The following is a 12867-nucleotide window of genomic DNA, read 5'->3' as shown; positions in this document are numbered from 1 at the left end:
GCCTATTCATTTTCCAAAACCAATCTTGTTAATAAGTGAAAACTGTACGGAAGGGAATATGGCCTATACTGATAAATCCCTAGGGTTATGGGAATTGGATAAACTTAATATTTAAAGCTCTGTTATTTTAATCGGTCTTCTTTTTCATTACTTTATAGCCTTAATCCTTGAAATATAACTTTTTTTTGAGATATTTTTCTTGGTTTTCTCATTGTATATATAAAATGGGGCTGTCTCATAAGGGTCTGACCCTTAGGCTTTTGAGACAGCCCCTTTTTAATTTTATAAAATCGTTCTTTCTAATTAAGAGATTAGCATTTCTTAACTCTTCAAAAGGGAATGTAATGACGCTCCCGATTGAAAGGCTTTTCGCGTTTCACGACTTCACTTATTTCATTCAAATCATCCATCTTCCACTTCTGAAAAAACTTTCTTCTGCTTTCTTGAATGATTTTTGTTTGCAAAGCTCTATTTACGCTAAAGCTGCCGCTTCCATAGTGATGAATAAAAACGTCATTTGCTACCCATAATTTCTTTCCGCATATTAGAGCTCTAATACTAAAATCTGTGTCTTCAAAATAGCCGGGGTAAAACCGTTCATCAAGCCCGCCAATCATATCAATCAGGTTTCTTTTGAAGACCATACAAAGACCGCTCAGATGATCAACTTCATACCCTTGCCGATCATGCTTTGTTGTCCAGTCCATTGCGAAATTTTGCATTTCGTCCATTGTTTTATACGGAACAGGTATGATTGCTTGATGGGAGACTACAATATTTGACCTGGGGCCCACTATCCCAATTGGAGGATTGTTGTTCAGCCACCATATCAACCGACTTAGCCATTGTTTTGTTACAACTGTATCATTGTTAAGTAGTACAATATTTTCTCCTTTTGCAACCTTTAGACCTTGGTTACAACCACCGGAAAATCCCTTGTTTGTTTTATTAGCTATTACTGTGGTTTTAGGGAGGTTTTTTAAAAATTCCAGAGTACCATCTGTGGACCCATTGTCAACGAGGATTAATTCAAAGTTTCCATCTGTGTTCATAAACACACTGTTTATACATTTTTTCGTAAAAGAGAGCCCATTATGAGTAAGAATGATAATGGATGTCGACTGAGATTTTTCTGTCAGGTAATCATTATTTATCGTCATTTTGTTCACCCTTCCGGTTATGAAGCGAAAAGACCTTCAAAAAATAAACAGGAATACCCCTGCACATTTTCATAAAAAATGGGGGAGGGGGATTCCATATGTGCATTGTTCATGCATTATTTTATAGTTTTTTATCGTTTTCTGAAATTTCTAAAAGGATCAATAGCTGTTTTGTTCTGTCCTGATAAATTTTTTAAAAAAGGATGTTTTTCATAAAACTTATCTAGTGAGCTTATTTGAACGTTGTCAGTTTTTGTTGGCAAATTGTCATTTTTCTGATTGATTGAAACGATGCCGGTAGTCATATGTTTTGAGTAGATAGTGAAGTTATCTTGTTGTTCCTTAAGTTGATTTAGTCGGGAAGTGTTTAGGGTGTCAGATTGGGTATTATTAAGGGAGTTTAGATGCTGCTTCTTTTTGTCCATTTGCTTGTGAGTAAATCGGAAATGAGATGTTTGATCTTTCATATTTTTTGGTAAGTTTTGCTGGTTGTTTTGTTCATTATTTTGTGGAGGGTTGATCAAGTAGTGCTGCTGCTTTTTTGTCTTTCTTGAAGACTTTTCCACTTTATTTGGTTCTTTTTGGCTTTCTTTTTCTTTTTCGTTAAATTCTTTGATTGTTTTATTTAACTTATCTATTTCACTCTTATATTGTTTTTCTTTTTCTGTAAACTCGGACAATGTATTCTTCAATGCTTCAATTTCCTTTTTTAAGCTAATTTCATTATCACTATATTCTAAAATTGTATTATTTAATTCTTCAATTTTTTGTTTATGGTTATTTTCAACTTCAGTAAAGTCTGTTATTGTTTTATTTAACTTATCGATTTCGTTTTTTAGTTGATTTTCTTTTTCTGTTTTGACAGAAATAGTATTGTTTAACTCTACGATAAGATTTGAATTTTGATTGTCTTTCTCAGTAAGTTCAGTTATTCTTTTATTTAGATTTTCAATATTTTGTTTATATTCACTTTCCTTTTCCTCGAAAAGGGCGGTCATCTTATTTAATTGCTCCAGCTCTGTTTTTAAATTTTGTTCTTTTTTAGAAAGCTCAGTGATTGTGTTGTTTAGATTTTCAATTTCTTGTATAAAGTTGTTTTTCTCTTTTTCGAACAGCTTGGCTGTAGTATATAACATTTCCATCTCTGTTTTTAAATTCCTTTCTTTTTCAGACAGCTCGTTGATCGATTCATAAAGAAACTCGATTTCTTGTTTATTATGATTTTCTTTTTCATCGAAAAGAGCTGCTGATTTATATAACTTTTCCAGTTCGGTTATTAAATTACGTTCTTTCTCATAAAGCTCAGTTATTGTGTTATTCAGCATATTAATTTCTTGTTTATAATCGTTTTCTTTCTCGTGAAACTGTGTGGATGAATTAGATAACTGCTCCAACTCTGATTTTAGGTTCATTTCCTGTTCGGAAAGCTCAGAAATTGTGTTTTTGAGAATATCAATTTCTTGTTTATAATGATTTTCTTTCTCTTCAAACTCGTCAGCTGATTGGTATAACTGCTCCAACTCAAATTTTAAGTCCCTTTTTTGTTCAGAAAGCTCCGTGATTGTTTTATTAAGATTCTCGATTTCATGTTTATAACTGACTTCTTTTTCTTCGAAAAGAGCGGCAGAATTGTTTAATTGCTCCAGTTCCGCTTTTAAATTTTGTTCTTTTTCCGAAAGTTCAGTGATCGTGTTATTTAGCTGCTCAATCTCAGTAATTAAAACTTGTTCTTTTTCCGAAAACTTAGTAATTTTTTTATTAAGATTCTCGATTTCATGTTTATAATTGACTTCTTTTTCCTGGAAAAGGGAAGCAGAAATATTTAGCTGTTCAAGTTCCATCTTTAAATTTTGTTCTTTTTCAGAGAGTTCCGTGATTGTGTTTTTCAGAGTATTGATTTCTTCAATATAATAACTTTTCTCTTCCTCAAATAGGGCAGCTGAATGATTAAATTGTTCCAGTTCCGCTTTTAAATTCTTTTCTTTTTCCGAAAGTTCAGTGATCGTGTTATTTAGCTGCTTAATCTCAGTTATTAAAACTTGTTCTTTTTCAGAAAGCTCAGTAATTGTTTTATTAAGACTTTCGATTTCGTGCTTATAATTGATTTCTTTTTCCTCGAAAAGAGCGGCGGAATTATTTAGCTGCTCAAGTTCAGCTAATAAGTTCCGTTCTTTTTCAGAAATCTCCGTGATCGTGTTTTTCAGATTCTCGATTTCTTCAATATAATAGCTTTTTTCTTCCTCAAAAAGGGAAACTGAATGATTAAACTGCTCGAGTTCTGTTTTTAAGTGTTGTTCTTTTTCTAAAAGATTGGTAATTGTTTTATTAAGATTCTCAATTTCGTGTTTATAACTGACTTCCTTTTCCTCAAAAAGGGCAGAAGACTTATTTAATTGCTCCAATTCAGCTTTTAAGCTCTGTTCTTTTTCCGAAAGCTCGGTAATTGTTTTATTAAGACTTTCGATTTTTTGTTTATAATTGATTTCTTTTTCCTCGATTAGAGCAGTAGAATTATTTAGTTGCTCTAATTCCGCTTTTAAATTCCGTTCTTTTTCCAAAAGTTTGGTAATCGTGTTTTTCAGAGTTTCGATTTCTTCAATATAATAAGTTTTTTCTTCCTCAAAAAGGGCAGCTGAATGATTAAATTGCTCCAGTTCCGCTTTTAAATTCTGTTCTTTTTCCGAAAGATCGGTGATTTTGTTTTTCAGATTCTCGATTTCTTCAATATAATAGCTTTTTTCTTCCTCAAAAAGGGAAACTGAATGATTAAACTGCTCGAGTTCTGTTTTTAAGTGTTGTTCTTTTTCTAAAAGATTGGTAATTGTTTTATTAAGATTCTCAATTTCGTGTTTATAACTGACTTCCTTTTCCTCAAAAAGGGCTGAAGACTTATTTAATTGCTCCAATTCAGCTTTTAAGCTCTGTTCTTTTTCCGAAAGCTCGGTAATTGTTTTATTAAGACTTTCGATTTCGTGCTTATAATTGATTTCTTTTTCCTCGAAAAGAGCGGTGGAATTATTTAGCTGCTCAAGTTCAGCTAATAAGTTCCGTTCTTTTTCAGAAAGCTCCGTGATCGTGTTTTTCAGATTCTCAATTTCTTCAATATAATAGCTTTTTTCTTCCTCTAAAAGGGCAACTGAATGATTAAACTGCTCCAGTTCTGCTTTTAAATTCTGTTCTTTTTCCGAAAGCTCCGTGATCGTGTTTTTCAGAGTGTCGATTTCTTCAATATAATAGCTTTTTTCTTCCTCTAAAATGGAAACTGAATGATTAAACTGCTCGAGTTCTGTTTTTAAGTGTTGTTCTTTTTCTAAAAGATTGGTAATTGTTTTATTAAGATTCTCAATTTCGTGTTTATAACTGACTTCCTTTTCCTCAAAAAGGGCAGAAGACTTATTTAATTGCTCCAATTCAGCTTTTAAGCTCTGTTCTTTTTCCGAAAGCTCGGTAATTGTTTTGCTAAGATTCTCGATTTCTTGTTTATAATTAACTTCTTTTTCCTGGAAAAGGGCAGAAGAATTATTTAATTGTTCGAGTTCTGTTTTTAAGTGCTGTTCTTTTTCTAAAAGCTTGGTAATTGTTTTATGAAGACTTTCGATTTCTTGTTTATAATTGACTTCTTTTTCCTGGAAAAGGGCGGCAGAATTATTTAGCTGCTCAAGTTCAGCTAATAAGTTCCGTTCTTTTTCCGAAAGCTCCGTGATCGTGTTTTTCAGATTCTCGATTTCTTCAATATAATAGCTTTTCTCTTCCTCGAAAAGTACAGCTGAATGATTAAACTGCTCCAATTCCGCTTGTAAGTTTCGTTCATTTTCCGAAAGCTCCGAGATTGTGTTTAACAGAGTTTCGATTTCTAGTATATATCTGCTTTTCTCTTCCTCGAAAAGGGCGGCAGAATGATTTAATTGTTCCAGTTCAGCTTTTAAGCTCTTTTCTTTTTCCGAAAGCTCAATGATTGTTTTATTAAGATTCTCGATTTCGTGTTTATAACCGACTTCTTTTTCCTCAAAAAGAGCAGCAGAATTTTTTAGCTGCTCAAGCTCTGTCTTTAAATTCCGTTCTTTTTCAGAAAGCTCTGTGACAGTTTTATTGAGATTCTCGATCTCTTTTATATAATTTCTTTTTTCTTCCTCGAAAAGGCCAGCTGTATGATAAAACTGCTCCAGTTCTGCTTTTAAATTTCGTTCTTTCTCAGAAAGCTCCGCAATTGTGCTGTTGAGATCTTCGATTTCTTGAAGATAGACATTTTTCTCATCATTTAGAAGAGTGACAGTAGAATAAAACTGCTCAAGCTCCTTCTTAAGCTTTTTTTCTTTTTCATAAAGTTCAGTAATTGTGTCATTGAGATTCTCGATTTCTTGTAGATAGTTGTTTTTTTCTTCATCGAATACAATAACCGAGTCATTTAACTGTTCCATCTCTTCCTTTAAATTCAGAAGCTCGGTGATGGTTTGATTCAGATCTTCGATTTCTTGTATATAATTACTTTCCTTTTCCTCGAAAAGGTCAGCTGAATTCTTTAACTTCTCCAATTCATTCTTTAAATTCTGTTCTTTTTCAGAAAGCTCGGAAATTGTTTTATTGAGATTTTCGATTTTATATTTATATTCGTTTTCTTTTTCTTCGAAAAGGTCAGCTGAATTCTCTAACTTCTCCAACTCTTTCTTTAAATTCTGTTCTTTCTCAGAAAGCTCAGAAATTGTTTTATTTAGATTTTCGATTTCTTGTTTATATTCGTTTTCTTTTTCCTCAAAAAGGAGGGCTGAATGGTTTAAATGTTCCAGTTCCGTTTTTAGATTGTTTTCCTTTTCAGTAAGTTCGGCGATTTTATTATTAAGACGATTGATTTCTAGTTTATAATTGTTTTCGTTTTCTTTAAAAAATACAGTTGATTCATTTAACTGTTCAAGATCAGTTATTAATTTTCTTTCTTTTTCGGTAAGCTCACTAATCGTTTGATTAAGATTCTCGATTTCGTGCTTATACCGAACTTCCTTTTCAGTCAGCGCGCTGACCGTTTGATAAAGCTCTTCAATCTCCTTTTTATATTTGTTTTCCTTCTCATAAAACTGTCCCATTGTTTCATTTAAATTTTCTATTTCTTCTCTATAACTATTTTCTTTTTCATTTAGAAAGACAATCGTTTCATTTAAATCTTCAATACTTTGTTTGTATTCATTTTCTTTTTCAATAAAATGAGATATTGTTTCATTTAATTTTTGAATTTCAGAATGTAAAGATTCCGTTTCTTTATTGTTGGTGATAGGAGATAGTATGGATATCATTTCAGAAATTTTACTTTCAAGGTTTTGAACATGAATATAATCTTCGTTTTGCATTTTTGTTTCGAACATTTGTTTTTGCTTTTCAGCTTCAGACTTGTAGAATTCTATTTCATTTTCCAATTTGCTGTATTTATTTTGAATTTCTTTAATAGTTGATTCGTAGTTTGCAATTTTTCTTTGAAATTCATCAATATCCAGAAGGAGTGATTTGTTTTTCTGTTCAAGTTGTTTGATCATCTCGTTTTTCTTTTTTAAGTCCGTTTCGTATTTTGTATTAGCTTCTTTTAATTGCGATTTATATGATTTTAATTCTTCCTCTAGTTTGGTAATTTTCTTTTGAATATTTTGTTTCTCGCTCTCTTTTATTTGGATAAGCTTTTGAAATTCTTCCAGTTCATTTAATAACTTGGCATTTGCAGTTTTCAGGTTTTTGAGTTGATTTTTATTATAATCTGTTTCATATTCTTTAAGTTTAAACTTATATTTAGAAACTTCAGATTTTAGATGAATAATCATTTGTTGAAGCTGTATTGGGGTTAATTTCTCCATTTTTCTATCCTCCCTCTATATACTTTAATTTTCTCCCGAATACTCCCGTTTTCTCTAAATTTCATTAACACCTAATAGTTGATCCACCGAAAATCATGGTTATAAATTGAATTTCTTTAAATTCCTTACAGATGGGGGGCCATCCTATCAACCAAACTGGTATTGTTTGGTAATAACAGTTATGACCGTGCGCAAAATCTCCACTCATCTCACGGTCGCTAACCCTCCCATGTATCACCGGATTGGGATCCATACATTCCTTCGTCCTGCGTATCCATGAGGTGGAGGTCGGATAAGCTCCTCGGCTGGGTCATAAGCCCGTATGGTAAAAATAAACTCCGACTCGGCACTATTGGTGTTTGTCTTTAGAAATACTTGAAGTATTCGATAGTAATTTGGTTAATAAGTTGGTTAATAAATCGGTTTAAGCAGCTTGTAATGTAATTTGAGGCAATCCTCGCAATAATTTTGAACCATCAAATTCACACTGTTTTTGACCAATGACAAATAAGACACGTAATAGCTTACAACACAGGGCGATGAGGGACTGTTGCTTTTTTAAAGGCCTTTCAGATCGTTTTGTATAGTATTGATGTAAAGCTTTAAAAGTTGGATTATGGGCAACGAGTGGCCGAATCGCTAAGTACAGAGCTTTACGCAGCCTACTTCGTCCCCGTTTCGTTATTCTGGTTTGTCCTTTAAATTTTCCAGAACTATGCTCACGTAATGAAAGGCCTGCCAGATTAACTAATTGCTGAGGGTGACTGTACTTTGTGAGATCACCCACTTCAGCGAAGAATAGAGCGACTGTTGTAACACCTAACCCAGGAATATTCATCATTTGCTTAGCACCTGGGATCGTTTCTACAAGAGCTTCTAGCTCCTGATCCAACTCTTCCAACTGCGTTTGATAAAGCTCATATTGGTCAATCAGATATTCCATTTCACGTTTGGCAAACTGAATCCCGATTTGAATTCCAATGCTCTTTTTGGCCGTTTCTACTAGTTTCGTTGCTCGCTTTATTCCAACTGCTCGTTGTACAAATGGCTTCCACTTTGAGAGAACCTCTTCAGGTGTCATTTCTTTAATTTGAGAAGGAAATGGAAACAGTTTTAGCGTGCAAAGAGCTGCTTTTCCTTCCCAATCCCCGAAAACATCGAAAAACTCCGGAAAATAACGTTGAATCAAATTCTGAATACGCCCTTCTGTGATGGCAAGCTGTTGAGTGAGCTGATCTCTTATTTTGACGCCTTCTCTTAGTTCCGCGTAAATGCCGTCTAAGAGATTTGGTACGGAGTATCGGCCGTCTTTAATCAGCTGTGCAATCACTCTGGCGTCTTTTGTATCGTTTTTTGTTGGAGAATTGTCATCAAACTCTTTGCTTTTCTTTACATGCATTGGATTGACTAATACAAAGTCGTAGCCCTTTGCGGTAAGAAAATAAGCGAGATTTAACCAGTAAGGCCCGGTTGGTTCAACCCCAAAAATCACATGATTCTTATCATTTTCTTTTTGGTGTCGCTTCACCCAATCTAAAAGCATTTGGAAACCATGTATGCGGTTTTCAAAGATCAAGCGTTTTCCAAATTCAATTCCTCGATCATCTTGTGCTCGTGCAACGTGCTTGTCTTTTGCAATATCAATGCCGATAATTAATGTTGATGGTGTGATTTGCGAGATTTTTTGATTTTGCGTATAATTCATATCGAGTCCTCCTTGGTAACTTATTAATTCGGGGTCAATGCATTGACACCCTGTACTATACCAAGAGGGCTCTTTTTGTTTCAAACCTCAAATTTCTTCATTACAGGAATGCTCCTTGCCCTTTATTTTTCCCCTTTCTTCATCTCGTATATTTGAAGACACGTAAAACCACTTCCTTTTATTCTTTTCGATTTTAAAATTTTATGTTCATGGTTTTACCAACTTTTTCGCACCCATAATAGTTTCATAATAGTTATATGGAACAATTTGCTTTTAGGTGATTGACCATCTGAAAAAAAAAATCATAGTTTCTGCTCAAGAAGAAAAGGTGAATCGTTAAAAATCAATATTAAATTTTTTGAAATACCAGTCATCATCATATTTTCTTTTTAGAAAATAGGCGGCTCGCTGTTTTTTGACACCGTCTTTTCGTACTTGTGATTCGATCGTACTTGATTTGTCAGGCATAATCATTTTTTTGCATTTTTTTATGCGAAAAGAATTGAAATGAGAAAATGCCAACCTTAATAAATTATAACTAAAGTCTTCATAGCTCACTTTATAGGGATGTGCTTTTCGAAATAAGTGTAATATTTTAACATTAGGATGAACATGACAGCGATATCCAAAAAGCCACAACTTTATTGATAGCTCAATATCTTCATACCCCCAGGTTTTAAAACCTGTCTCAAATCCGCCGACATCTTCAAACACTGCTTTTGGGATGGCAATGCATGCTCCTGGAAGGACAGCTGTTTCGAAAAGATTATTTTGTATTTCATTCCATTTAATGCGAAGGTTTGGTTTAAGAGTTTGACCGTAACCAATAAATTCGGGGTTCCCTATTGAACCAATAGCAGGAATTACTGCATCTGTTTTTCCGCTAACCAAACATTTTATTAATTGATCGATCCACATATTTTCAAACTCTAAATGAGCATCACAAAAAATTAAAAATTCTCCTGAAGCATTTTTTGCCCCCAGGTTCCTAGCATTAGCAGCACCAATTCCGTTTGATTGGATCAATTTCACATGATTTTTTTTATCGTAATTTGTAAGAAAATCACAACAACTGTCCGTCGAGCCATCGTCTACCACAATTACTTCAATAGGATAGTTCGTTTCAAATGAAAATAATGAATCAAGAGTTTTTTTTACATTTTCGCCTTCATTTTTAACCGGAAAAATAATTGAAACAACCGGATTCGTATTCACCATTTATGATCGCCCCTCTTGGAAAAAAATTTTTTTATTATCCTATGAACATCAAGGATAAAATTTACTTAAGCTTTTCATACATATCTTAAAAATTACAAATATCGAATCATTTTTTCCTGTATGCAGAAATATACATTTAAAAGTGTGTATGGTACTTTCTTGATAACCGAATTTTGATTCAGCAAATTAAGTTCCTCAAAAAAATCAAATATGAAAAGGGGGACACAAAATGGATATGAAAATAGGATTAGGTGGTCGGGATGTAGGAACAATTCGTTATAATTCACTCCCGGCTTTTTATTACGTTTTCCGTGAGTTAGGCTTTCAGGTTCATTTAGACAGCAAAAATCAAAAAGTACAGTTAAAGTCTGGATTAGACGGTAAACAAATTTGGATCTCGGCAGATCACGATTCCGGACAGGAAGCATTTCGAAAAGCAAAGTTAGAAAGGACCGTTCTCGAGCACATAAAAAATTTCCTTACATCATGTGGTGCAGAAGTTCTTTTAAATGGAGAAATGGGTTATGCCGAAAAAATAGATCTGCATCTCAAACTGGCATTATATGAAATCCCGTCCATAAATGAACCGATCCTGGAATTAACATATAATTTTAGCCAAGATGACAAGAAGTGGGTTGAGCATTTCCAACATGAATGCAGATTAGCCGGAACAAAATTTTGCGTTAATGAAGCAACCGCCAACGGAAATTCATCCATTATGAAGATACACATTATGTATCCGGAAATCATGGAGGATTTATTTTGGAACAAGTTTGGAGAAAATCATGCAATGATTATCACAACGGGAATCCTTTCTCGATTAATTGGGAGTTCAACTTTATCAATCTTTTCATTGGTTCCTTTAGAGCTTTTCCAAATTCATGAGGCTTCAGCTGAAAAAAACAAAGTGAATGATGCTGCGGAAAAGCAGAAACAGGAGAAATTTCTTGAAACTAAGCGGGAGGAAGCAGAAGTTTATTTTGATTACCATCTCTTTTTAGATGACAATGAGGATATAAAAATAAAGATTTTTGGCAATTTGCATATAAAAAATTCGGGAACGGAAATACTGCGAAATCCTGTTATTTGCATTCGCTCTACTCCTCTAGAGAGTATTAAGATTACAGGGCAAATACTCCCCCCAAATGTAACACAAACTTTAGGGGTAATGAATAATGATGGAGCAAAAGGATGGAAATTTATGAATGATAATTGGATTGAAGAAGCTGAGGAGAAGGGCGAGACGTGGATATGTCCAATCCAGCCTTTAAATATTATGCCAGGGGAAATTGAATCTTTATCGAACTTACAAATAAGTGTAATAAAGCCTGACGAAAAAAATATTCGAGTAGAAGCTTTTGTCTACTTTAACGAACAAGGATTGGAATTCCATGCTAACAATAAAATTTCTTTAATGTTATCACAGAAAAAAAAGCAATAAATCTCATATGAATTTTTTACACATAAGAGGATCATTCAGCAGGATTATCATTGGGGTTATTTTCTTAAAGAGGAGATTAAATATGGCTTATCAGGATTATTGCTTTGAACATTCTCTTTTGGATAACCAAAAAGTGATTAGAATCATAGATCAAGCAATCGAGAAGAAGGTTGGCTTTTCTCTTGCACGGTTTGGTATAGGGGAAATTACGTATTTAAGCTGGCCGGCCAATCCATTATTATTAGAGCAATTTAAACGGTATGCATCCTACGCAGGGGTAACCAGTTCCCCTGAGATAATAAAAAATGAATTAGTTACGGCTTTACGAACTGTGGATATGGCTGGTTTGATTACACCCCAAAGACTGGATTTTTGGGCAAAAACAACCCGACTGGTGCTTGAACAAATGGCATTTTTACCCTCAAACATTTGCTGCGCCTGGATTATGCATGATTTAGTGAACGAGGGAAAACTTTGGAGATGGCTGAATAAAAAAAAGGTCTTCCTTGTGGGACGCCGTTCCCACGAGGCTTATTCTATTTTTAAGAAACAGGGAGTACATGTCACTGGCTTCATACAGTTAAATCACTTTGATGAGATAGACATTGTTCATGATTATGTATTAAAAGATTCGAAATGGGAAATAGTCTTAATTTCCGCAGGAATTCCGGCAACTATTTTAGCTCCCAGAATTGCTAAATCTTCAGGAAGGGTAGCAATCGATTTTGGACATGCACTTGATTTGATTATTGATGGAAAAAGTTTCGACCATTCAATGCTTGTAAAAAAATGGAACGATCAAGACTCTCTGTCAAAAGAAAATGAAATTTAAGCGTTCTTGCTGTCCTTCTATCTTTAGAATTAAGGTAACCAATTCATTAATATATACTCGCAAATTCGACCTTTTAGGATAAGGAGGAACGTGCGAGTATATCAAAATGAAAAGAAAATTTCTTTGGTCAGAGGCAAGCATTGGAATGCAAATCATAATTTTTCTTATCTTTAAATTACAATTTCCAGGGATATTGGTATTATCCTGTTCTCTATTATTTGGAAACAATTCACTACTGGAGTCTGCCTTGAAAGCGAAACAATAATATGCCCGACATCTGGGTAGTTATTGAAGGCAATATCGCCTTTGGAAGGATAGGCTTCCCCGGTGGGATGGGAATGATAAATTCCAACCAGATCCTCCTGTCTTTTGTCAATTAGGTTAAAAACTAAGCGAATTTGTTCTATGTCCATTGAGAAGGAAACAGAACTTCTGTATATGTTTTCCATTGGCCAGAAAGTCTCCGCTTTTCCATTTTTCCCTGAAAGAAGCCCACATGCTTCATAAGGAAGTTCTTTTTTACAATGGGTAATTATCTTATCATATACATTTTTTGACATAAAAAAGGTACTAAATGAAAAACAAAGATTATTTGCTTCTCCCGCAGCAGCCCTTTGTACGGACTGGCTGTGCCTGTATGCTGGGGAATATGCTTTTTGGCTTAACGGATGGTGTTG

At 34.0% G+C, this 12867-nt stretch carries 7 protein-coding genes; 2 read left to right on the top strand and 5 right to left on the bottom strand.

The genetic code is table 11. The features are described 5' to 3' along the window. Positions 1-329: 329 nt before the first annotated feature. From PB1_RS00160 to PB1_RS00145, 4 genes are all read right to left on the bottom strand, one after another. On the bottom strand, positions 330-1160 hold the full coding sequence (locus PB1_RS00160) for a glycosyltransferase family 2 protein (protein WP_003349985.1): 831 nt from the start codon (positions 1158-1160) through the stop codon (positions 330-332). 131 nt (positions 1161-1291) lie between these two features. After that, entirely contained in the window at positions 1292-6994 is a 5703-nt protein-coding gene (locus PB1_RS00155) for a coiled-coil domain-containing protein (protein ID WP_003349984.1), read from the bottom strand. A 424-nt stretch (positions 6995-7418) separates the two neighbouring features. Next, a complete protein-coding gene (locus PB1_RS00150; RefSeq protein WP_003349981.1) occupies positions 7419-8699 on the bottom strand; it encodes an IS110 family RNA-guided transposase in 1281 nt (426 codons plus the stop codon). 336 nt (positions 8700-9035) lie between these two features. Next, positions 9036-9917 (bottom strand): glycosyltransferase family 2 protein, encoded by an 882-nt coding sequence (locus PB1_RS00145; protein ID WP_003349979.1) that lies wholly within the window; start codon positions 9915-9917, stop codon positions 9036-9038. A gap of 229 nt (positions 9918-10146) precedes the next feature. On the opposite strand from PB1_RS00145, the gene PB1_RS16490 reads away from it, so the two are divergent. After that, positions 10147-11358 carry a hypothetical protein gene (locus tag PB1_RS16490; protein ID WP_003349978.1) on the top strand — a complete coding sequence of 404 codons (1212 nt, stop codon included), beginning with the start codon at positions 10147-10149 and terminating at the stop codon, positions 11356-11358. An 82-nt stretch (positions 11359-11440) separates the two neighbouring features. Beyond that, on the top strand, positions 11441-12190 hold the full coding sequence (locus tag PB1_RS00135; protein WP_003349977.1) for a GT-D fold domain-containing protein: 750 nt from the start codon (positions 11441-11443) through the stop codon (positions 12188-12190). Between the two features lie 170 nt (positions 12191-12360). Here PB1_RS00135 and PB1_RS00130 read toward each other — a convergent pair whose 3' ends face one another. Next, positions 12361-12750, bottom strand: a complete 390-nt coding sequence (locus tag PB1_RS00130; RefSeq protein ID WP_003349976.1) for a M67 family metallopeptidase — start codon at positions 12748-12750, stop codon at positions 12361-12363. Positions 12751-12867 lie beyond the last annotated feature (117 nt).

Origin of the sequence: Bacillus methanolicus PB1, assembly GCF_000262755.1 — a bacterium.
Taxonomy (GTDB): Bacteria; Bacillota; Bacilli; order Bacillales; family Cytobacillaceae; genus Bacillus_Z; species Bacillus_Z methanolicus.
The sequence above is the reverse complement of the archived record's forward strand: the minus strand, read 5'-3'. Positions and strand labels throughout refer to the sequence as shown.